Source organism: Xanthomonas bonasiae, from assembly GCF_014836395.1.
GTDB classification, from domain to species: domain Bacteria; phylum Pseudomonadota; class Gammaproteobacteria; order Xanthomonadales; family Xanthomonadaceae; genus Xanthomonas_A; species Xanthomonas_A bonasiae.
Map to the genome: position 1 here is coordinate 73,082 of NZ_JACSQX010000009.1, position 22,380 is coordinate 95,461.

Below are 22,380 nucleotides of genomic sequence, written 5' to 3' on the forward strand. Positions count from 1 at the left end.
CGGATTCCTCAAAAGGTGAAACCGAAACGCGAATAGAAACGGACGTCGCGTCCGTCGGACGCATCGCGCCCGCCGGTCGGCTTTGCGGCGCTGAGCCGCAGCTCGAAGCTCTTCCATTGCGGCACGCGCACGGTGACGCCGGCACCGACGCCATCGAACGTGGTCACCGCCGCGGTGGTCGCGCGGTTGCCGCCGGCCGGATAGACCTGCGCGTGGTCGGCGAACACGTCCAGCTCCAGCACCTCGCGCCACGGCCGGCCGTTGAACGGCGAGGCGGCGTCGGCGAAGCCGGGCGCATCGACGTGGTACTCCAGCGCGGCGTAGTAGCCGCGGTCGCCGAGCGCGTCGGACACCGGGTAGGCGCGCACGCTGTCCGGCCCGCCGACCGCGAACTGCTCCATCGGGGTCAGTGCGTCGTCGCTGTACTGACCGTTGAGCTTGAGGTACAGGCGCTGGGTGCGGCTGAGGTACTGCATGCGCGTATAGCTCAGCCGCGCGATGCTGAAGTGGCTGTCGTGTTCCGGGCTGACCAGGTCAGGCGTCGCCGAGCGGTCCTTCAGCGACTGGCGCAGGCTCAGCTGCAGCAGGTCGATGCCGCGCCAGCGCAGGTCGGTGCGGCGCAGCGCGGTGCTCAGTTCGACCACGTCGAACTTCTGGTCGGACAGCTGGATGCCGGCGGCGCTGAGCCGCGACTGCTCGCGCAGGTAGCGCGCCGAGGCCTGCCATTGCAGGTTCTCGCGATTGACGAACTTCCAGTCGCTGCCGAGGTAGACCACCGAGGTCGGACCCTGCAGGCCGAGCGTGGCGAACACGCCGTTGCGCACTTCCAGTTCGCTGCGGCTGGCACCGATCACCGCGCCGAACCCGGGCACGGCCGGCACCGGCAGCGCGTAGGACAGCGCGCCGATCCGGCTCTGCCGCGGGTCCAGCGAATAGGCGTAGTTGGCGGAAAGCACATCGCCCAGGCCGAGCGGGCTGTTCCAGGCCAGGCCGAGCTGGGCGCGGTAGCGGCCGGTCAACTCGGTGCCGTAGTTGTTGCCGCCCAGGCTGATCGCATACGGGCGCGGCGCTTCGCTGGCGACCAGCAGCACGTCGGTCTCGCCTTCGTGCTGGCCCGGCTGCAGCACCGAGGACACTGACACGCCCGGCAGGTCGCGCACGTACAGCAACGCGCTGTCCACGTCCTGCTTGCGCAGTGCCCGCCCCTGCAATGCCTGCAGCGGCGCGGCCAAGGTGCTGGCGCGGTAACGCGACGCACCCTTGACCTCGACCTGGCCGACGCGGCCTTCGAGCACGCGGATCTCGACGATCTGTTCCGGCCCCGGGGTCTGCGCCGGCAGGTAGGCGGTGCTGACGATGAAGCCGGACAGGCGGTAGGCGCGGGTGATCGCGTCGGCCACCGCCTGCAGTTGTTCGAAACGCAGCGCCACCACCGGCTGGCCCTGCGCCAGTGCCTGGAATTGCGCATCGGCCAGCGCCTGCACGCTGGCCGGGGTGATGCCGGCCTTGGCGTGTTCGCCGACGTCGCGCACGCGGAAGCCGCGGACCTGCAAGGTCACCGCGTTGTCGTCGCGGTCCTTCAGCGGCGGCAGCGTGGCGCTGGCGCCGCTGGCGGCAGTGCCGGTGTCGGCGGCGGCAGGCGGCAGCTGCGCCCACGCCGGAACGGCAGCGAGCCACGCGGACACGGCCGCGGCCAGACACGTCATACGCATGCGATTTCCCCTGGAACGATTCCCTGTCGTGCGCCGGCCTCGCCCCACTGCGTCCCGGGCCTTGCGGCATCGACGAGGCGATGCGCGCGCGGATCGGGAGCGGCCGTCGCTTGCGCCTGCCCTGCGAATGCGGGCACGGCGCCAGCGAAGAATAGCAGCAGAAATGCGAGCAGCGTCACGAAAATAAACACGACGAGCCAGCGCCGGCGGCGGCGTGCCGGCGCGTCGGCGAACAGCGCCCGCAGCGGCTCGTGCGCGGCGCGCGTGGCGTCCGGCGCGGCGACGACGGCGGTCGGCCGCAGCGCATTGCGATGGGTCACCCCCTGCCCGGCGCCGCGCACGGAGGCCAGCACGTTGCGCCGGCGCGCGCGGTATTCGTCGCGGCCGATGCGGCCGTGCTGGTAGGCCTCGGCCAGGGCCTGCAAGTGCGCGTTGGCCAGTTGCTGGGCCTCGTTCATGGCAGCTCCCGCAGCACGCGCAGGCCCACGTCCGGCTGCGCCGAGCCGTTGTCGGCGCGCCGCGCCTGCACCGTGCAATCGGCCCAATAGCTGGCGAAACTGCCGCCGCGCGCCTGCACTCCGGCGCCGCTGGACACCCATTCCCAGACGTTGCCGGTGACATTGACCAGCCCCCACGGATTGGGTTCGCGGCCGCGCGGCGGCAACGGTGCGCGGCTGGCGTCGCCGGCGCTGGCGGTGGGCGGCACGCAATTGCTGTCCTCGGCTTGGCGCCAATCGCTGCCGGCCTGCGCGGCGTGCTGCCATTCGGCATCGGTGGGCAGGCGATAGCGCCAGCCGCCGCTGGCGATGGTCAGCCAGCGCAGGTAGGCACGGGCCTGGGTCAGGCTGATGTTGCGCACCGGCGCACGCGCCAGTTCCAGGTCCCCGGCCGGTTGCGCGGTGCACTTGCCGGTGGCCTGGCAGAACAGGTTGAAATCGGCCACCGCCACTTCCGCGCGCGACAGCGCGTAGGGCTTGCCGCCGGCCAGGCCGGGCACCACCACCAGCATCGGCCCGCGCTGCGCGCCGAGCGCATCGAAGCAGGCCCTGCCGCGTCCGGGTGCGGCGGCGGCGGCGGCGCAAGGATCGGGGCCGGTGGGCACCGGCGGCAACGGGTCCTCGTCGCTCGCCGCGCCTGCGGCGGGCGCGCGTGCGCTGGCCGCAAGCGCGGTCGCCGGCTTGGCGGCGGGCTTGCCGGTCGCCGGCTTGCGCGTGGCGTCCTTGGCGGCCGGCTCGGTCGCCGCGGCCGCGGCCGCTGTCGGCGCCACGGCATCGGAACCCGGCGCATCGCTGCCGGCCTGGCGCTGCAGGCGCGCGCCGAGCGTGCCTTCGGGCAGCTGCCCGCGCGCCTTCAGGTCGGCTTCCAGCTGCGCCATCGCCTGCGCATCGCTGCGGTACAGCGCCTCCAGGCGCTGGCCCAGGCGCTGCCGTTCGGCAGCGGGCAGGGACGGCGTCGCAGCGTCCATCACCGCCGCGACGATGTCGTAGCGGGCCTGCGCGGCACGCAGTTCGGCGCGGTCGCCGAGTGCGGCGACGCCCTGGCCGAGCACGTCGGCGGCCTGGCGATAACGGCCCTGGCGGAACGCGCCGGCGGCGTTGCCGAGATAGACCCCGGCCAGCAGCTGCGGCGCTTCCTTCTGCAGGAACGGATGTTGCGGCTGCAGCGCGCCGATGCGCGCCAGCGCCTGGCGCGCCTTGTCCAGATCGTTGGCGGCCGCGGCGCGGCGCATCGATTCGATCCGCGAGGTCACTTCGGCCTCGGCGCTCTCGCGCGCCAGCATGGTCTGCAACTGTTGCTGCAGGGTCTGCAGGCGCGCGCGCTGGGCCAGCAGCTGCGGCGCCTGCGGCGCCTGGGTCAGGCCGAAATCGACCAGGGCCTGCGCGCCCGGCAACTGCAGCGGATCGCTCTGCGGCGCGACCGCCGCGGCGATCGCCGCCGCCAGCGCCGCGTCCTGCGCATCGCGCTCGGCCGCCGGCAGCACCGCCAACGCCGCTTCCACGTTGTCCTGCCAGTCCGGGTCGGCGGAAGGCTCGGCCAGCAGCCCAGCCAGCGCCTTGCGCGCCTGCGCCGGATCGTGCAACGCCGCTGCCGCCGGCTGGCTGGCATGGTGCTGCGCCAGTTCCAGCTGCGCGCCGCGCAACTGCAGGCGCAGCGAATCGGGCAGCGCCGCACGCGCCTGTTGCAGGCGGGTGCGCGCCTGCGCCCACTGCTGCGTGTCGGCCGACTGCTGGATCGCCGCGTCCAGGCGCAACTCCAGTTCCGGGTGGCGCAGCAGGGCGCTGTTCGGATCGATGCGCCGCACCTGGTCCAGCGTGGCCAGTGCGTTGTCGGCGCGGTCGCGGAAGATGGCGCCGGCGGCGATCTGCGCGTTGAGCGCGGTATCCAGCGCGTTGAGGCGTTCGTTCTTCTCGCGCTCCATGCTTTCGCGGCGCGCGTCCAGCGCCGGCGAATACAGCCGCAGCCGGTCGCGCAACGCGAACACCTGCAGCGCGCCGCGGTAGTCGTAGCGCCCGCTGGCCGGGTTCCACAGCGCATCCAGCCGGCGCAGCAGGAAATCCTGGATCAGGTCGCCGCGGTCCACCAGCAGGCGCCGGCGGTCGTCGTCGTCGAGGCTGGCCAGCGCCTGCATCGCCTGGGTCTCGTCGACGTAGCGCTGCGGATCGGCCGCGCCGAAGCGCGCGGTGACCTGCTCCAGATGGCGCTGGTGCAGATAGCGCGAGACGCCCCAGCCGCCGGCACCGACCAGCACCAGCGCCGCGGTGCCGTAGCCGAGCAGCGGCAGCGCGCGCTCGCGCAGCGGCACCTCGCGCAGGCCGTCCAGCAGCGCCTCGACCTTGCTCAGGCGCTGCGCGGCGGGAAACGCCACCGCCGCGCACAGGGTCTGGTACTGGCGCCTGGTCAGGCCCGGCACCGGCGGCGGCACGCGCTTGTCGCGCAAGGCCACTTCGGCGCTGAGCTTGTCGAACGGATGCTTGCCGGTGAGCAGTTCGAAGCACACGCAGCCCAGCGCGTAGATGTCGTCGGCAGGCGTGGGTTCCTGGCCGCGGATCATCTCCAGGCTGGCGTAGGCGGGGGTCAGCGCGCCGAGCGTGGCCGCGTCGAACACGGTCTGCTCGCCGGCCACGTCGGCGGCGTGCTTGCCGGCGCGGGCGATGCCGAAGTCGAACACCTTGGCCACGCCGTCGCGGGTGACCATCACGTTGCCCGGCTTGAAATCCGAATGCACCACGCCGGCGGCATGCGCCCGCGCCAGGGCCCGGGCCATGCCTTCGATCAGCGGCCGCGCGCGCGCCAGCGGCATGCCGTTGTAGGCCTGCTCGCGGATCAGCGTCTTCAGGTCGCAGCCGTCGATGTACTCCATGGTCATGAAGACCAGGGTGCGGTCCTTGTCGAAGTCGTAGACGCGCACGATGTTGTCGTGGGCCAGCTTCTGCGAGCGCCGCGCCTCGCGCTGCAGCGCGATCAACGAATCGGGATGGCGGCGGAACTCGTCGCTGAGCACCTTCACCGCCAGCCACGGGTCGCGGTCGCGCGCCTCGACCTTGCGTTCGTCGCGCGCCAGGTAGACCACGCCCATGCCGCCGCGGCCGAGTTCGCGCTCCAGGTAGAAGCGGCCCTTCAGCAGCGTGCCAACCGTGGCGTAGTCGCCGCCGGCGGCATCGGCCAGGCGCTGCCAGCTGGACAGGCTGGCGGTGCCCGCGGTGCCGGTCGCCCCGCCGGTGCCGGTGGCGCCGGTGCTGTCGGCGCCGGCCTGCGGCAGCGGCATCGCCGGTTGCACGCGGGTGGCATCGTCCTCGACGGCCGATGGCAGCGGCGCGGCACGGCGCGGCATCACCACGGTGGCGTCGTCGTCGATCGGCGCGGCCACGGGCGCGCTGCCACCGTCCGCGCGCAAGGCGTCGAGGCGGGTCACCAGCGTGGTCACGGTGACGTCGTCGAGCAGGTGCTGCTGGCGCAGCTGCCACAGCGTTTCCACCCCGGCCCGGTAATCGGCTTCGGGCACGGCGCTGCGTCTGGCCAATGCGTCGAGCACGGCCTTCAGGTCCAGCTCGCCGGTGCGCATCGCGGCGACCAGCTCGACGACGGTAGCGGTATCTTCGTGCACGTCCTTCACTCCTGCAGGCGGACGACGACGGCGGTGACGTTGTCGCGCGCCGCCCGGCCCATCGCCAATTCGAACAACCGCGTCAGCAGCGCCTGCGGCTCGCCATGCAGGCGGCACTCGGCATCCAGCTCCGGGTCGGGGATTTCCTTGTTGATGCCGTCGCTGCACAGCAGGAACTGCGCGCCGGACGCGCTCGGCGCCAGCACCCAGTCCACGAACAGCGGCTCCTGCGCGCCGACCGCGCGGGTCAGCACGCCGGCGTTGGCGGCCGGCTCGGCGCTGGCGCCGGCCTGCGCGAACTGGGTGGCGTCGTCCTTGACCCCGTGCACATGGTCGCGGGTGAGCTGGCGCAGCGGCCCCTCGAGGCGGCCGTAGCCGCGGCTGTCGCCGACCCAGCCGTACAGCATGAAATCCGGATCGTGCACCAGCAGCACCACGGTGGAGGCGATCATGTCGACCTGGCGCTGCTCGGCGCAGCGCAGCAACTCGGTGTTGATCTGCGCCAGCGCGTCTTCGATCGCTTCGATGAAATCGCATACGTCGGCCGCGCGCGGCAGCGTCGCCAGGCGCTCGACGATCAAGCCGCTGGCGTAGTCGCCGGCGGCATGTCCGCCGAGGCCGTCGGCGACCACCCACAGCCCGGCGTCGTCGCGCAGCAGCAGCGCGTCCTCGTTGTGGCGGCGCACCTTGCCGACTTCGGTATGTCCGGCGGAACGGTAATGCAGCGCGGCCATCAGCGCGTGGCCTCCGGCAGCGCGAGCGCGGCCGGCGCCAGCCAGCCCAGGTAGTCGTGCGCGGACAGCAGGCCGACGCTGTGCTGCACCACGCCGTCGCCGCTCCACCACAACGCCTGCCCGGCCAACGCGCGCGGCGCATTGGGAATGGCGGTGGCGTCCGGATCCGGCGCCAGCGCCTGCAACTGCGCGTCGAACGCCTCCACGCCCAGCGTGCGGTCGGCCAGCGCCTGGCCGAGCAGCGTGGCCGCACGCGCATACCAACTGCGGTCCGGCGCGGCCTGCGCCAGCGGCAGCGCGATCGCCAGCGGGAAGCAGCGGCCGACCCGGTCCTCGCCCGGCCCCAGCACGCCGGCCCAGGCCCCCGCGCCGCACAGGCCGCTGCCGAGCACGAACGCATGCAGGCCGCTGCCGCGGTAGGCGGGCGCCCACTGCGTGCCGAGCTGGTCGCGCGCGCCGGCGATCAGCTGCGAAAAATGCCGGTCCCACGGTTCGACGAACGCCGGCGGCAGCCGCCGCTGCACGAAGTCGCCGGCGCTCGGCAGCTTGCCGAAGAATCCGGGCTGCATGGCCTGCGGCATCCTCAACCCCCACACGCGAAACGACGCACGTCGGCGTCGAGGAAGGGATGGCGCAGGTTGCCGGCGCGCAGCGGCAGTTGCACCGCATGTCCCCCGACATCGAAATGGGCGACGAAGCGCAGGTCGGACGGGTTCTGCAGGTCGCCGGCCTGCAGGGCGCGGAACAGCGCCCAGTCGCCCTGGTAGTCGAGCCGGCCCAGCGCCGCGCCGTCGGCGCCGAAGGCGGCGATGCTGACGTGGCCGGGGGTGGGCCCGGGCCATTTCATCGGCATGCTGTCCACGCCGCCGGCGGTGTAGTCGAAGCGCTGGCCTTCGATGTCCACGGTCAGCCGCGCCACGCCGGCATCCAGGATCGGCGCCAGCATGGTGAAGCCGACCTCCGGCTGCGCCGCGCCGCGGAAGTATTTCTGCTTGATGCGCTCGGCCAGCTGCAGCTGCGCCGGCAAGCCCGGCGCGCCGGCCAGCGCATCCGGGCCGCTCTTCCAGCGCCAGTCGCGGCCGCTGGTGTCGAGCAGCTTCTGCAGCGCGTCGCGGTACAGCGCGTCGAAGCGCCCGCCGACGCCGAACAGCTCGCCGAAGTTCTGCAGCGGGATCTCCTGCGCGCTGGCCGGATCGAACGGATAGCGGCCCTTGACGAATTCGGCGCAGACCACGCCGACCGCCTGCTGCACCTGCGCGTCCAGCGCGGTCTGCGCGCCGCGCGTCATCAGCGCGGCGCTGCTGCCGGTCAACGCCTGCAGCCAGCCCGACAGCGGCGGCGGCAGTTGCGCCGCTTCCTGCCGCGCCAACAGCAATTGCGCATTGGGCTGCGGCGTGGCGGTGGCCGGATCGGTCATGGTCAGCAGGGTCTTGCTGAGCTGGTCGAGCACGCCGAGCAGGTGGTCCAGCGGCGTGGCGCCGGGCGCACCGCTGGCGAGCGCGTTGAGCGCGGCGAAATGGCTGGCGATGGCCTCGCCGGGCGGCGCGGCACCGGCATCGCCGGCGTCGCCGCTGGCGGCCAACGCCGCGGCCATGGCCGCGTTGCCGCCGGGCAGCTTGGCCGCCAGCTTCGCGCCGGCCTTGCCCGCGGCCTTGCTCGCCGCATCCTGCCCCGGCTTGGGCGGCGGCGCGCGCAGCAACTGCTGGGTGTTGTCGCGGACCACGCCGAGCAGCAGCCGCAGCGGCGAACTCGGCCCGGCCAGCTTGGCCGCGATCGCGCTGGCCTGCTGCAGGTCGGCGGCCGGCTGCAGCTGCAGATCGGCGAGCAGTCCGTCCCAGTAGCGGATGTAGTCCTGTTCGTAGAGCACGCGCACCTGCTGCGCCAGCCGCGCCTTGCCCAGCGCGTCGATGCGGCGTGGGCCGAACACCCAGTCGTCGCGCACGAACTGTTCGACCGCCTCGCCGATGCCCTGCCCGGCCAGCGCGGCGAACACCGGTTGCGTGTACAGCGCCGGCAACGGTTCGGACAGCGCGGTGCCGCTGCTGCGCTGGAACACATTGCCGAGCAGGCCCAGCGCCTTGTCCAGCTGCAGCGGCTCGGCGCCGGCCTGCGGTTGCGACAGCTTGAGGTTGCCGTACACCAGCGTGGCCAGGTCGGCCGAACGCAGCGTGTTGCGCGCCTGCTCCAGCAGCGCCGGATCCAACGACAACGCGCGCAGCCGTCCGGGTTCGTCGAGCAGCGCCTGGAAATGCCCGGCCAGGGCTTGCTGCAGCACCGTATCGGCAGGAAACAGCTTGCGCCATTCGATCGCGCTCAGCGCGGTCAACTGCGGCGCGTCCAGATGCTGCGGCTGGCCCAGCATCAGGTAGCCCTTGAGGTAGTAGTACAGCGCCTGCGGCGCGCCCGCGTTCTCGGCCATGCCCTGGCGCAGGCGCAGCGCCACGCCCGGCACCAGGGTGCCGTTGAGCTGGCGCAGGTAGGCATCGTGCAGTTCCTCGCCGACCGCATCGCCCTGGTACAGTCCCATCCGCATCGACCACGGCGCGCCGTCGCGGTACTGCTGCGCGACCTGCGCCAGCGCGCGGGTGCCTTCCAGTTGCTGCAGCGCCAGCGCGAAGTACTGCGGCGTGGTCGCCGCGCTGTCCGGATCCGGGCTGCGCGGGCGCGCATCCAGCGCCGTGCGCACCTGTTGCAGGTAGGCGCGATTGCCCAGATAGCTGCCGGCAAGTCCGCCCAGCAGCAGCGCGCCGAGCAGCGCGATGCCGGCGTAGCCGGCGACCTGCAGCCAGGCGCGGCGCCGCTCCAGCGCCGGCGCGCGTCCGGCCAGGCCGGATTCGCGCAGCAGCACCTGGCTGAGCAGGCGTTCGACGAAGAAGGTGCGGCGCTGCGCGCCCGGCGCCTGCACGCTGGCCTCGGCCAGGCCGAAGGTGCGCGCCACCGCGCCCATCATGCGGTCGATCGGGGTGCCTTCCTGGGTGCCCGAGGTCAGGTACACGCCGCGCAGCAGCGGCGGCGTGCCGTAGGCGGTGCCGGCGAACACGCCTTCGACGAACTGCCGCGCCGCTTCGCCGAGCGCGGCGAACTGCTGCGGGAACGACAGGATCGCCGCGCGCCGGGCGCGGTCGCGCTCCACGTGCATGCGTTCGAACAGGCGCGCGTTGAGCCGCTCCTGCAGCAGCGCGTACTCGTCGGCGAAGCCGCGCGCAGCACTGCCGTCGAGGCTGCGCGGCAGCGGGAACGACACGCCCCACACCTGCGCGCGCTGCTCGGGATTGAGATCGTCGAAGAACTCGCCGAAGCCGCCGATCAGGTCGCACTTGGTGAACACCAGGTACACCGGCACGCTCATCTTCAGCTGCTCGCTGAGCTCGTCCAGGCGGCGCCGGATCGCCTGCACGTGCAGGTCGCGCTCGGCATCGTCGAGCAGCAGCAAGTCGGACATGCTCATCGTCACCAGCACGCCGTTGAGCGGACGGCGGCGGCGGTAGCGGCGCAGCAGGCGCAGGAAATCGATCCACGCGCCGGCATCGACCTGGCGGTCGGAATCCTGCGTGGTGTAGCGGCCGGCGGTATCCAGGAACACCGCTTCGTCGGTGAACCACCAGTCGCAGTTGCGGGTGCCGCCGATGCCGCGCAGCGCCTGCTGGCCGAAACGCGCGGCGAGCGGGAAGTGCAGTCCGGAATGCTGCAGCAAGGTGCTCTTGCCCGAGCCGGGCGGACCGATCACCACGTACCACGGCAGCGTGTACAGGTCGCCGCCGCCGCGGCGCTTGCGCAGGACCTGCACCGCCTCGTGGAAGCGCGCCTGCAATTGCTCGCGTTCGTCGGCGCCGCGCGCCTGGCGGTCGTCGCCAAACGCGTCCAGCGCCGACGGCGTGGCCATCTCGGTGGCCAGCTGGCGGCTGTGCCGGCGCGCGCGCAGTTGCTGCCACTGCAGCCAGCCGGCCCACGCGCCGACCAGCAGCAGGATCAGCAGCAGCCGCGGCACCGCGCCGGCCAGCGGCTGGTGTCCGGCGATGCCGATGTAGGGGCCGATCAGCCAGATCAGCAGCGCCGCCAGCAGCAGTCCGACCATGGTCACGACCCAGCCGGATCGCAGCATTCCCAGCAGCTTGCCCACGGCGCTCACTCCCCCGGTTGGAACAGGATTTCGACGCGGCGGTTGCGCGTCCGGTTGGCCGCCAGGTCCGGCGGCACGGCCACCGGCTGCGAATCGCCGGCGCCGGCCGATTCGATCCGCCCCGGCACCGACAGGCGTTGCCCCAGCAGCTGCGCCACCGCCTCGGCACGCGCCGCCGACAGCGCGTAGTTGTCCTTGAAGCGCAGCGAGCGCAGCGGCTGGTCGTCGGTATGCCCGACCACGATCACCCGCCCCGGCAGCTGTTCCAGCGCCGCGGCGATCTTGCCCAGCAGCGGCAGCTGGTCCGGATCGACCTCGACCCCGCCGGAGGCGAACATCGCGTTGGCGTTGAGCCGCACCCGCGCCTGGCCGTTGGCCTGTTCTTCGACGACGAGCAGGCCGGCGCGCTCCTGCGGCGCCAGCAGCTGCTTGAGCGTGACCCGCGGCGGCGGCGGGCGCAGCGCGTCCGGCGGCGTGCCGCGCTGCAGGCCGATCTGCGCGGCGGCGGCGCTGATCGGCGCCGACAGCGCATTGAGCCGCGCGTTGAACCACGCGAACGCCAGCAGCACGATGCAGGCCATGCCCAACGCGGCCACCCACAGCGGCAGGTAGCGCGCCAGGCGCCGGCGGCGGTCGTCCACGCCCTGCCAATGCGGCGCCAGCGTGTCCGCCGCGGCGCCGCGCTGGGCACGGATGCGCCGGTATAGGTCGTCCTGGATCTCGGCCAACCTGGCGCGGCCGCCGGCCTCGATCTGGTAGCGGCCGCAGAAGCCCAGCGCCAGGCACAGGTACATCAGCTCGATCAGGTCGACGTGGCGCGGCACGTCCGCGCACAGGCGTTCGAGGATCTGGAAGAACTTGGCGCCGCCGTAGGACTCGCCATGGAACACCACCAGCAAGGTCTTCTGCGACCAGCCGCTGTGCTCGCCCCACGGCGCATTGAGCACCGCCTCGTCGAGCATCGCGCACAGCACGTAGCGCGCCGCGGTCACCGCTTCCGGCGCCGCGCCACCGTCGCGCGCGCGCTGCTCGAAGCGCCGCACCTGCGCGGTCACCTGCTCGCGCAGGCGGGCCACGTCCGGCAACGCCACGCTGTGGCGCAGTTGCACCGCCAGCAGCAACAGCGGACTGGCCGCCTGCACCAGCGGATTGACGCTGCGGCCGAGGAATTCGCTGATGTCGGCATCGCCGGCAGCGGCCGCCGCCGCGCCCGTTGGCGTGGCGAACGGCGCGGCGCCGCGCTGCGGGCGCATGACGGTGGCATCGCTCAACGGATCGACAGGCGGTCGTGCATTCATGCGCTCAGCTCCGGATCGCCCACAGCTGCAGGTCCAGCCCGGCGAACTCGCTGCCGAAGTGGAACGCGATGCCGCCGGAGCCCTTCAACGTGCGCCACAGCGGCGACTGCTTGTCGAATTCGAAATACAGGTAGCCGGCGTGGTACGGAATCTGCCGCGGCGCCACCGGCATCGGCATCGCCGCAATGCCGGGCAGCTGCAGATTGACCAGGTCGCGGATCTTCTCCACCGGGCCGATCTTGGCCTGCAGCGGCAATTGCCGGCGCAGCTCTTCGGCGGGCACGTCGGCCTTGGCCGCGAGCACGAACGCGGCGCTGTCGAACAAGGCCGCATCCGGCACCATCGCCACCCACACGCCGAACTTGCGCGCCTGCACCGGGATCGGCAGCGCGGTCTGTTCGAGCACCGCGCTGAGGCTGCCGCGCAGGCTGGCGATCACCGGCTCGAAGCTCGGCTGCAGCGCGTCGTGGCGATACGCCGGCCATGCCGACGGGCGCTTTCCCGGCGTGGTGAAGGTGCTCAGTTCGCCGGCCAGCGCGATCAGCGCCGCATACAGATCCTGCGGATGCAGCAGCGGCGCCGACGCCCAGTGCGCGACCAGCGGCTGCCACCGGTTGACCACCTGCAGCAGCAGGAAATCGGCGATTTCCGCCGCGCCGCCGCGGTCGCCGACCGACACCCGCGCGGCCAGCGCTTCGCCGCGCTGGTGCAGCAGGCCGAGCAGCTCGACCAGGAACGTGGCCAGCCGCGGCGCCGCCTGACAGGCCAGCGCGGTCGGCACGAACGCCTCGTCCAGCGTCACCTGGCGATCGGCGCGCGATTCGACGATGCGCGCCAGCGGCATCCGGGTCAGCCCGTCCAGCGGCTGCGACTGCGGCAGCAGGCGTGTGCTCATCCCGCCCACTTCCATCAGCACCGCGCCCTGCATGCTGCCGGAGGCGTCGTCGACTTCGGTCTCGCGCACCCGGTAGCGGAACAGTTGGTCCGGCGGCGCCTCGGCGCGGCCCACGTCGGCCTGCGCCGCCGCGCGCAGCGGCAGGGTCAGGTACACGGTCTGGTCGCGCCAGTTCGGCTCCACGTCCAGCGCCGGCGGCAGCGGATCGTCGCCCGGCATCGCGAACGGCGTGCCGTCGGGAAACACCCCGCGCGCGCGGCGGATGCCGAGCTTGCCGATCGCCAGCAGATCGGTTTCCAGTTCCAGTTCGGAGAAGCCCCAGGCATGGGGATGCAGGCCGCCGGCGCGCAGCTCCACGTAGCGCTCCAGGTAGCGCTCCTGCTGCTGCAGATGCTGGGGGCGCAGAAACAGCCCCTCGCTCCAGACGACCTTGTTGTTGTGCATGATCCGCCGTGTCCGCTGCTGTCGATGGCGATGCGGCCGCGGCGTTGGACGCAGCAGCCGACCCCAATGTGCGATCCCCTTGCCGACGGCCCGGACGCGGCGCGCGGCGCGCGCAGTCCAGGCTGGCGGGATGCAGTGTGGCCAGCGCGGATGCCGGCTACCCGACAATTCGTCTCAGGGCGGTGGGGACGCCGCGGCGCTGCGCTGCGCTCGAGAAGATCGTCTACGCAACGATGCCGACCGCAGCGCGCGCATTGCAGGCCGGCGCCGATGTCCTGGTGTCGTGCGCCGACATGCACCGCGGCGCCGACGCGGTGCGTTGCGTTGCCGCCGCCGCATATCGCCGATGCCGCGGCCGACGCCCTGCAGGCCACCTGCACCACGGCGTCGGCGGCATGCGCCGTGCGTACGTTCCTGTAGCTGCCGCCACGGCGGCTTTTTGCAGGAGCGGCTTCAGCCGCGACACGTGCTGCGGACACTCCCTGTCGCGGCTGAAGCCGCTCCTACAGGGGAGACTTCCCCGCGCGCCGCGCCGACTTCAGCCGCGCCAGCTGCGCCTCGTAGGCGCGGGCGAACTCGTCGCCGAACAGGCGCCGGAAGCATTCGTCCGGGTCCTTGGCCAGGGCCTGGAAGTTGTCGCGATAGCGCTCCCAGTAGCGGCCCTTGCCGGCGAACGCCAGGCGTTTGCCGCTGGCGTCCACCTCCTGCTCCAGCCGGTCGGGGCTGAAGTGGAACAGCATCGATTCGAACGCGGCGCGCATGCCGGCCAGCATCGCCATCTGGTGGCAGCGGATGTCGTCGAACGCGTCGTCGAACGCGGCCACGCCGGACAGGAACGCCGGACTCGGCGGCGCCAGCAGCTTCTGCAGCGCGTCCTCGGGCGTGGCAGCGAACTTGAGCGGGTTGTTCTCCGAACGCTGGATCACCGTCACCGGCAGGCGGAAGGTGTTCTTGATCTCGGCGCGCGCGCGCAGCACCTCCATCACCCCTTCGACGACGATCTCGAAGATCCGCGCCACGTCGTCCGGCATCTGCGCGGATGGCGCGGCCTGCGCCGCGAACGGTGGAGGTGCGGCAGGCATGGTCGCGGCGCTCGCCAGCGGCGGCGGCGGCGCGAAATCGCCGGTGGTCAGATCCCAGTTTTCCGGCAATTCGAAGCCGCGCGACGCGGCCGCTGCGGGCGGCGCGGGAACGCGGAAATGGTCGTGGCCCGCATCGCTGTGGTTCCAGCTGTGCGTCGGCTGCGGCGGCACCGGCGGTGCCGGCAGCGGATCGAGCAGGCGCAGCGGGTCCAGTTCGCCGGCCGCGCCCGGCACGCCGAGATCGCCGAGCAGCGCATCGTCGTAGGCGCCGCCCGCGGGCGCGGCAGCGCTGCCGAATCCCGGCAGGCCGAAGTCGAAATCGAACGCGCCGGCGGCGCCGGGCGCACTGCTGGCTGGGTGCGGCGGCAGCGGCGCCGGCACCACCTGGGTCAGGTCCGACGCGTCGTCCGGCACTGCCACGGCGGGCGGCGGCGGGGCGGCGGGCGCGTCGGCCTGCAGCTGCACCTGGATCTCGAAGCTGTCCAACTGCAGGCGGTCGCCGTCGCCGAGCGCGGCCGGGTCGCCGCGTTGCAGCGCGGCGCCGTTGAGCAGCATGCCGTTGGTGCTGCGGTCCTCGATGAAATACATGCCGTTGAGATAGCGCACCACCGCATGCGTGCGCGACACGCCGGGCGCGGCCAGCACCCAGTCGCTGTCGTCGGCGCGGCCAATGCTGCCGCCGCGCTGCGCGAACACCATCTGCGCGCGCGCGCCGAACTGGGCGGCGGCCTGGCCGGCGACGGTGAGGGTCAGTTTGGACGGTAGGGACACGGGGCGCTTCCTTCGGATCGGGTGGCGCGGCGCGGCCGCGGACACGCTGGTACGGATGGGCGAGGCGTTGCCGCACGCGCGCGGCGGCGTGGCACGACCGCGCTCATGCCGCAGCTCCGCCGGCCAGCAACTCCAGCGCGTGCAGCGCATAGCCATGGCGCCGCGCCTCGAACTGCGCCGGTTGCTGCGCGGCGAGCAGGTTGATCGCCGCCACCGCCGCGCGTGCGGTCAGGTGCTCGGCCGGCGGCACCGGGGTGTCCTGGGTCGGCGGCGCCAGGCTGCCGCCGGACCAGGCCACCGCCGCCGCCAGCCACGCGCCCAGCGAGGCATAACCGCCGGCCTGGGCGAAGGCAGACGCGGCGCGGCGGTTGGCTTCGTTCGGCTCGCGCACCCATTTCTCCGCCAGCGCGGCGCCGGCGCGGTCTTCCGGCGACAGCGCTTCGCCACGCGCGCACTGGCACAGCCAGGCGACCACGTAGCGCTTGGGCAGCAGCCGTGCCAGCAGCTTCAGCGCATCCTGCGGCTGGCCGCCGTCGAGCAGCACGCGCACCGCGGCCTGCGCCGGCTGCGCGGTGTCCAGCTGCGCGCGCGCCGGCGCCGACAGCTCCATGTCCACGCAGGCCTTCTCGATCGCATTCATCGCCGTGCCCTCAGCCGATCATGATCAGCGCGCCGCCGATCTGGTGCAGCGCGTCGGCCTTGAGGCTGAGCATCGGCGCCTTCAGCGTGCCCATCGCCCCGCCCTCCAGCGCCAGCATCGCGTCCGAGTGCACCTTGACGCTGGCGCCGGCGCCCATGTCCACGGTCGCCCCGCCCTTGATCGCCACCTGCACCTTGCCTTCCACGTTCACCGCGTTGTTGCCGGTGACGGTGATGGTCACGCCCTTGATCTCGATCTCGCCGCTGCTCTTCATCACGATGCTCGACGCGCCGGTGACCAGTTCGATCTCGCTGCCCGCACTGAGCTTGAACTTCTGTCCGATCGCGTGCCTGGCGTTGTTGCCGACGTCCAGCGTCTCGTCGTTGTCGACCTTGTGCTTGCGGTCGTGCTTGACGGTGCTGGTCTGGTCGTTGTCGACGGTGGCGAAGTGGTCGTGCTCCACTTCCTCGCGCAGGTCCTTCTGCGCATGCACGAACAGTTCCTCGCTGCCGAGCTTGTCCTCGAAGCGGATCTCGTTGAAGTCCGCGGCGCCGCCGCCGGCGCTGCGGCTGCGCACCCCGCTCTGGGTCTTGTGGTCCGGCAGCGCGAACGGCGGCATGTGGTCGGCGTTGTAGACGCTGCCGATCACCAGCGGGCGGTCCGGGTCGCCTTCCAGGAAACTGACCACCACCTCCTGCCCGACCCGCGGCAGGCTCATCGCGCCCCAGCCCTTGCCGGCCCACGACGAGGCCACCCGCACCGGGCACGACGGCTTGCTGCCGTCGCGCGCCGACGTGTTCCAGTGGAAGGTGACCTGGATGCGCCCGTACTGGTCGACCACGATGTCCTCGTCGGTGTCGCTGCCGGTCACCACCGCGGTCTGCAGGCCGGCGATCAGCGGCTGCCGCGCCCGCGCCGCGTTGCGGAACGGCAGCTTGCTCTCGATCGCCTCGAACCGGCACGCGAACGGCGCCGCGCCGCTGCCTTCGCCGGAGGCGTAGCCTGGCGCTTCCAGCGCGGTCTGCGCGCCGATCACCAGGTATTCCTGGTTCCATTCCGGGCGCGGGAACGCCTTCAGCGAGAACAGCGCGCCCACGCGCAACCCCACCGCGTCGCTGTCGCCGCGATAGCGCGAACGCTGCACGTTGTGCGCTTCCGCACGCACCTGCGCGTAGCGCTTGCCATCGGCGACCAGCACATGCGCGCCGGGGTAGTCGAAGGCGGTCAAGCCGCTGACCGGATGCAGATCGCCGCCGTGGCCGATGTCCTCGTCCACCGCCAGCGACGCGCGCGGGCGCAACGGATCGTAGTCGGTGAGCTGCTGCGCGCTGGTGTGCACGCGGCGCGCCAGCTGCCATTGGCTGATGGTGGCGCCCATCCCGTTGGCATGCTGCCCTGGCGGCACGTACGGCAGGGTCTCGAAACCGCTGCTGCTGGCGTGCGCGCCCAGCGCATCGGCCAGCACCAGCGTGTGCGTGGTCTGGCTGTGGGTGAAGAAGTAATAGATGCCTTCCTGCTCGAGCAGGCGGCTGATGAAATTGAAATCGTCCTCGCGGTACTGCACGCAATAGTCGCGCTTGGGATAGGTACCGCTCAGGCTCAGGGTCACATCGCCGTAGCCGATGCCGTCGAGCACCGTGCGTACGATCTCCGGCACGCTCTGCGCGGTGAAGATGCGGCAGTCGCGGCGCTGGGTCAGCAGCCACGGCTTGGGCACCAGGGTCACCTCCAGCACCGCGTAGCTGAGCCGGTCGACGACATGGAAGCCGGTCTGCGCGACGTGCGCGACGATGCCGTGGTACCAGCGCACATGGCCCTCGCCCGCCTTCAGCTGCACCGCCATCGAGGTGCCGAGCAGCGCGCGCAGGTCCGGCCGCGGCTGCGTGCTGAGCGCGGTCAGGCGGTACTCGAACAGGTCGCCCAACGCTTCCGTCGCCTGCATGCGCCAGAACAGCAGCGCATCGCCAAGGTCGGAGTGCAGCGTCATCATGGGCGTGGGCATCGTGGTGTCCGGGAAGTCGAGCGCCGCGCAATGCGGACCTGGGCCGGCGATCGCGAGCGGCGTTCGCGGTGCGGCGCGCAACGCCGGCACCGGCCCGAACGCCGCCCCCGCGCGCTGCCGGCAGGGCGATACTCACACGGCGCCTGCCGCGAAAGCCGACATTTCGTCTCAGCGCTGCGGCGGTTTGCGGCGTGCGTCCTCGCCGCATACCGGTGCGGAAGTGCGCGGCGCTAGCGACGTGCCAGCACCACCCAGCCCTGCACCGGCGCACCGCCCTCCTTGCGCAGCTGGTCGGCGCGGAGCTGCACGCGGGCGAAGCCGGCCTGCGCCAGCGCCGCCTGCACGTGCGCGCGGCTGTGCCGGTAGCGCCCGCTCGCACCGAGCTGCACCCGATCGTCCGCAGCGTCCAGCGCCTCCACGGTGAAGGCCAGCCAGCCGTCGCGGCGCAATGCCGCGTGCGCAGCCGCGCAGACCTCGCGCAGGTCGCCGAAGTACACCAGCGTATCGGCCGAGACCACCACGTCCCACGCCTGCGGCTGCGCCTGCAGATACGCGGTCAGCTCGCCGACCACCAACGCGTCGTAGCCGCCGCGCTGGCGCGCCTTGTCGATCATGCCGCCGGACAGGTCCACGCCGGCCAGCCGCCGCGCGTGCGGCCGCAGCAGCGGCGCGCACAGGCCGGTGCCGCAACCGGCGTCGAGCACGTCCAGCGCCGCGCCCGGGGCAGGCAGCACCTGCGCCAGCGCCGTAGCCAGCAGCTGCGGCGCGCGATACTCGAGATTGTTCAGCAGTTGCTCGTCGAAGCTCTCGGCGAAGCCGTCGAACACTTCGCGTACGTAAGCATCGTCGGCGCGCGGCGGCGCGTCGCTGCCGCCGCAGGCGGCCAGCATGTGCCGCGCCACCGCGTTGTGCGGGTCGCGCGCCAGCCAGTCGCGGTACACCGCCACCGCTTCGTCGTGGCGACCGAGCAGATACCAGGCGGTGCCCAGCGCCTCCAGCGCGCGCAGGTTGGCCGGGTCCAGCTGCCATGCGGTGCGGAAGCACTCGGCCGATTGCTCCAGGTGCTCGTGCTGCTGCGCGTGGTTGCGCAGGAACAGGCCGAGCAGGTAGTGGCCGTGGGCGAACGTGGGCAACTGCTGCAGCAGTTGCGCATAGGCCAGGAAGGCCTCGTCCAGCCGCGCCTGCGCTTCCAGCACCACCGCCAGGTTGCTCAGCGCGTTGTGGTGCGACGGCGCGCACGCCAGCGCGCGCCGGTAGCAGGCCTCGGCCTCGGCCAGGCGCGCGCATTCCTTGTGCACGTTGCCGAGGTTGTTGTGCGCGTCCGGGTAGGCGGGGATCAGCGTCAATGCGCGCTCGATCAGTCGCTGCGCTTCGTCGCTGCGCCCGCGTTGGTGGCACAGCACGCCGAGGAAGTGCAGCGCGTCGGCATGCGCGGCGTGCTGCGCGAGCAGGTCGCGATACCCGCGGCGGCGCGGCGGGCGGCCCCATGCCGGCCGCGACCGCTTCCGCATCCCCATGCCGCGCCAGCGCGGCCCCCGCCTGCTGCATCGCCCCGCTCCCCTTATCCGATCAACACGGTGAAACACCCCAGCACGATCGCCCCGCCGTGCGCGGTGCTGTCGCCCAGCCGCGCCGCGGGCATGCCCGCGATCAGCACGGTCGGCGCGCCGGACACGATGCTGTCCGGCGGCCCCACGCACACCGCCATGTCGCCGATCCGCGCCGCCGGCAGCCCGCCGATCAGGACCGTCGGCGCACCAGGCGCCAGGATCGGCCCGCCCACATGCGGCACCACCCCGGTGACCATCGGGCAGACGTGTAGATCAGTGAGGCGGGCGGCGGGTTGCATGCGGAGCCGATAGCGCAGTGGCCAGGCGTCCAGCTTGGCGCGCGCGGCGGCGCGCGACCCGTCATTTCGTCTCAGCCACCAGCGAAGAGCGCGGCGCGTCCGGCGCGTCCAGCTTGGCCATGGTCTCGCGGACCTGCGCCAGCGGCCCGGGGGCATCGCCGTACAGCCCGACCAGGATCGCGCGTGCGCGTTCGGCATGCGCGCGCGCCTGCGCGCGCTGGCCCAGCGCGATCTCCGCCTCGGCCAGGCCGCGCAGGATTTCCGCGGTCACCTCGTGCCTGCCGCCGAGGATGCGCTCGGACTTGGCCAGCGCCGCCCGCTGTTCGGACGCCGCGAGGTCCGCCTGGCCGTCGTCCAGCAGCCAGAAGGCGTGGTTGGTGCGGGCCATGATCGTGGTCGTGTTGTCCTCGCCGTACAGTGCGCGCGCATTGTCGAGCGCCTTGCGGTAGTACGGGCCGGATTCGGCTACCTTGCCCTGCTGGCGCAGCGCCCCGGCCAGATTGTTGTAGATCATCTGCGTGTCCGAGCCGCGCTCGCCGTACAGGCCGATCACGACCGGCAGCAATGCCCTCAGCTCGCGCTCGGCGGCGGGATAGTCGCGCTTCATCAGCAGATAGACCGCCAGGCTGTTGCGCATCGACAGGGTCAGCGGGTGCTCCGCGCCCAGGCGCTCGCTACGGCGGACGATCAGCGCGCGGATCAGCGCGATCGCCCGGCCGTATTCGCCGCCATCGGCCAGATTGCTCGCATAGCGATCGCCCGCGGTCAGTACGCGCTGGTCGTCCCCCGGCAGCACCCGCGACAGCCCCTCGTAGGCCAGCTGGCTCTCGCGCAGCGCGGCCTTGGTCTGGCCCTGCGCGCGCAGCGCCCAACTCAGGCGCGATTGCATGTCGTACGCCAGCGGCGCCGCATCGCCGCTGCGTTGCCGTACCTGCGCGATGCCCTCGCGCAGGATCGCGGCGGCCTGCGTGGATTTGCCGACCGGCACCAGCGCCTCGCCGAGCAGGCGCATGATCTGCAGTTCCTGATCGCTGTAGGCGCCGAAGTGCGCGACCGCATGGCGCCGCGCCGATTCCAGTTCGGGCACCGCGCGCTTGTACTCGCCCAGCGCCATCAGGCTGCGGCCGATGGTGGTCTGGACCTCCACCAGCGCCTGCGGCTGGCTGGCCAGCTCGCGCGTGGCACGCCGCGAGGCCTGGTCCATCACCTGCAGCAGCAAGGTCTTGTCCTTGTCCTGCGCGACCGCCGGATCCACGCTGGACAGCAGCGAGCCGAGGAAGTCCGCGGTCACCTGCGCCCGCTGCGCCTCGCGCTGCGCATTGCGCAACGACCACAGCGTGCTGGCCAGCCCGCCGCACAGCGCGGTCAGTACCAGCAGCGAGGCCAGCACCGCGCCACGGTTGCGCTGCACGAACTTGCGCACGTCGCGCCCGCGCGAGCGGCGCAACGCCCTGGGCGGATAGTCGCCGAGCCAGCGGCGCAGATCGTCCAGCAGCGACGACACCGATGCATAGCGCGCGGCGCGATCCGGCGCCATCGCCTGCAGCACGATCGCGTCCAGGCCGTCGTGCAGCCCGCGCAGCAGTTGCGCCGGCGACAGGCCACGCTGCAGCGCCAGTTCGCGCTGCAGCGCCAGCGGCTGCGCCTGGATCCAGCACGAGGGCGCTTCCGGCACGCCCGCCTCGAACAGTTCCGGGCGTACCCCGCAGATCAGCTCGTACAGCAGCGCGCCCAGCGAATACACGTCGCTGCGCGCGTCCACCCCGCCATCGTCGCCCTGCGCCTGCTCCGGACTCATGTAGCCGGGCGTGCCGCTGGCGCCGGCCGGATTGCGCGAGGGCTGCGCGGTTTCCACCGCGATGCCGAAGTCGATGATGCTCGGCGCCGGGCGCCCGTCGACATCGCCGACCAGCACGTTGTTCGGCTTGAGATCGCGATGGATCACGCCCTTCTGGTGCGCGTGCTGCACGCCCTCGCCGACCCGCACCAGCAGCTCCACCCGCGCGCGCAGCGACAACCCCTGCTGCGCGCACCAGCGGGTCAGCGGCTCGCCGCGGATGTACTCCATCACCAGATACGGCCGCCCCTGCGCATCGGTGCCGGCATCGTGGATCTGCGCGATCGCCGGATGCTGCATCTGCGCCAGCAGGCGGCATTCGAACTCGAACACCGCCCGCTGCTGCGCATCCAGCCCCGTCGCGGCGATCAGCTTGATCGCCACCTCGCGCGCGTAGGCGCCATCGGCGCGATGCCCCAGATAGACCTGGCCCATGCCGCCGCGGCCGATCAGCCGGTCGATCGCCCACGGGCCGAAACGGGTCCCGGGCGGCAGCTCGGCGGCGTTGCCATCGCCGCCGAGCAAGGTGCCGAGCAGGCCCGGGCGCGGCAACTCGGTGGCGCGCAGGTCGGCCTCGAGCAGGCCAAGCAACTCGTGCAGCAATGCCGGATCGTCGCCGGCCTGCGCCCGCGCGAAGGCGGCACGCTGCGACTCGGGCAGCGCGCAGGCCTGGTGGAACAGCGCCTGCAGGCGCTGCCAGGCGGCGGGGTTCAGCGGCATGGCGGGGGGGGCCGCGGCTCGGACCGTTCCCGGGCGAGGCGGGCCGCACGAACCCGGCAACACCCTGCACGCGCCGGTCCGCCCCTCACCGGCAGGCCCTGGCCAGGGATCGGGATCGGGCGGAGCAGACTGTCGGACATGGCCGTACGCGCGGGCTGGGAAGCGCTAAGT

At 72.4% G+C, this 22,380-nt stretch carries 14 protein-coding genes; all 14 read right to left on the reverse strand.

Features of this window, described 5'->3' with window-relative positions; genetic code table 11:
- Positions 1-8: 8 nt before the first annotated feature.
- The 14 genes from H9658_RS15525 to H9658_RS15590 all read right to left on the reverse strand — a co-directional run bounded on the left by H9658_RS15525 (position 9) and on the right by H9658_RS15590 (position 22,209).
- Entirely contained in the window at positions 9-1,706 is a 1,698-nt protein-coding gene (locus H9658_RS15525) for a ShlB/FhaC/HecB family hemolysin secretion/activation protein (protein WP_191826138.1), read from the reverse strand.
- Entirely contained in the window at positions 1,703-2,170 is a 468-nt protein-coding gene (locus tag H9658_RS15530) for a hypothetical protein (RefSeq protein WP_191826027.1), read from the reverse strand. Before H9658_RS15530 ends, H9658_RS15525 begins: the two co-directional genes overlap by 4 nt.
- On the reverse strand, positions 2,167-5,817 hold the full coding sequence (locus H9658_RS15535; protein WP_191826028.1) for a protein kinase domain-containing protein: 3,651 nt from the start codon (positions 5,815-5,817) through the stop codon (positions 2,167-2,169). Before H9658_RS15535 ends, H9658_RS15530 begins: the two co-directional genes overlap by 4 nt.
- A gap of 5 nt (positions 5,818-5,822) precedes the next feature.
- Positions 5,823-6,551: a PP2C family protein-serine/threonine phosphatase gene (locus H9658_RS15540; RefSeq protein WP_179569886.1), complete on the reverse strand. Its 729-nt coding sequence runs from the start codon at positions 6,549-6,551 to the stop codon at positions 5,823-5,825.
- Entirely contained in the window at positions 6,551-7,138 is a 588-nt protein-coding gene (tagF, locus tag H9658_RS15545; RefSeq protein WP_406848136.1) for a type VI secretion system-associated protein TagF, read from the reverse strand. Before tagF ends, H9658_RS15540 begins: the two co-directional genes overlap by 1 nt.
- Positions 7,135-10,653, reverse strand: a complete 3,519-nt coding sequence (gene tssM / locus H9658_RS15550) for a type VI secretion system membrane subunit TssM (RefSeq protein ID WP_191826030.1) — start codon at positions 10,651-10,653, stop codon at positions 7,135-7,137. Before tssM ends, tagF begins: the two co-directional genes overlap by 4 nt.
- Positions 10,654-10,676: 23 nt before the next feature.
- Complete coding sequence (icmH, locus tag H9658_RS15555) at positions 10,677-11,969, reverse strand: type IVB secretion system protein IcmH/DotU (RefSeq protein WP_318241383.1); 1,293 nt, start codon at positions 11,967-11,969, stop codon at positions 10,677-10,679.
- Between the two features lie 4 nt (positions 11,970-11,973).
- Positions 11,974-13,308, reverse strand: a complete 1,335-nt coding sequence (gene tssK / locus H9658_RS15560) for a type VI secretion system baseplate subunit TssK (RefSeq protein WP_191826031.1) — start codon at positions 13,306-13,308, stop codon at positions 11,974-11,976.
- 503 nt (positions 13,309-13,811) lie between these two features.
- Positions 13,812-15,161 (reverse strand): type VI secretion system-associated FHA domain protein TagH, encoded by a 1,350-nt coding sequence (gene tagH / locus H9658_RS15565; protein WP_318241385.1) that lies wholly within the window; start codon positions 15,159-15,161, stop codon positions 13,812-13,814.
- Between the two features lie 103 nt (positions 15,162-15,264).
- Complete coding sequence (locus H9658_RS15570; RefSeq protein ID WP_179569900.1) at positions 15,265-15,801, reverse strand: DUF6931 family protein; 537 nt, start codon at positions 15,799-15,801, stop codon at positions 15,265-15,267.
- Positions 15,802-15,811: 10 nt separating this feature from the next.
- Complete coding sequence (gene tssI / locus H9658_RS15575; RefSeq protein WP_225210021.1) at positions 15,812-17,803, reverse strand: type VI secretion system tip protein TssI/VgrG; 1,992 nt, start codon at positions 17,801-17,803, stop codon at positions 15,812-15,814.
- A 230-nt stretch (positions 17,804-18,033) separates the two neighbouring features.
- Entirely contained in the window at positions 18,034-19,314 is a 1,281-nt protein-coding gene (locus H9658_RS15580; RefSeq protein WP_225210022.1) for a tetratricopeptide repeat protein, read from the reverse strand.
- Positions 19,315-19,364: 50 nt separating this feature from the next.
- A complete protein-coding gene (locus H9658_RS15585; protein ID WP_185814486.1) occupies positions 19,365-19,652 on the reverse strand; it encodes a PAAR domain-containing protein in 288 nt (95 codons plus the stop codon).
- A gap of 61 nt (positions 19,653-19,713) precedes the next feature.
- Entirely contained in the window at positions 19,714-22,209 is a 2,496-nt protein-coding gene (locus H9658_RS15590) for a serine/threonine-protein kinase (protein WP_191826033.1), read from the reverse strand.
- Positions 22,210-22,380: the final 171 nt, after the last annotated feature.

Excerpts from the sequence above, each read along its gene's own strand:
- H9658_RS15570 (WP_179569900.1), bottom strand. The coding sequence starts at position 15,801 with ATGAATGCGATCGAGAAGGCCTGCGTGGACATGGAGCTGTCGGCGCCG.
- tssI (WP_225210021.1), bottom strand. The coding sequence starts at position 17,803 with ATGCCCACGCCCATGATGACGCTGCACTCCGACCTTGGCGATGCGCTG.
- H9658_RS15525 (WP_191826138.1), bottom strand. The coding sequence starts at position 1,706 with ATGACGTGTCTGGCCGCGGCCGTGTCCGCGTGGCTCGCTGCCGTTCCG.
- tssK (WP_191826031.1), bottom strand. The coding sequence starts at position 13,308 with ATGCACAACAACAAGGTCGTCTGGAGCGAGGGGCTGTTTCTGCGCCCC.
- H9658_RS15540 (WP_179569886.1), bottom strand. The coding sequence starts at position 6,551 with ATGGCCGCGCTGCATTACCGTTCCGCCGGACATACCGAAGTCGGCAAG.
- H9658_RS15585 (WP_185814486.1), bottom strand. The coding sequence starts at position 19,652 with ATGCAACCCGCCGCCCGCCTCACTGATCTACACGTCTGCCCGATGGTC.
- H9658_RS15530 (WP_191826027.1), bottom strand. The coding sequence starts at position 2,170 with ATGAACGAGGCCCAGCAACTGGCCAACGCGCACTTGCAGGCCCTGGCC.
- icmH (WP_318241383.1), bottom strand. The coding sequence starts at position 11,969 with ATGAATGCACGACCGCCTGTCGATCCGTTGAGCGATGCCACCGTCATG.
- tssM (WP_191826030.1), bottom strand. The coding sequence starts at position 10,653 with ATGCTGCGATCCGGCTGGGTCGTGACCATGGTCGGACTGCTGCTGGCG.
- H9658_RS15590 (WP_191826033.1), bottom strand. The coding sequence starts at position 22,209 with ATGCCGCTGAACCCCGCCGCCTGGCAGCGCCTGCAGGCGCTGTTCCAC.
- H9658_RS15580 (WP_225210022.1), bottom strand. The coding sequence starts at position 19,314 with ATGCGGAAGCGGTCGCGGCCGGCATGGGGCCGCCCGCCGCGCCGCCGC.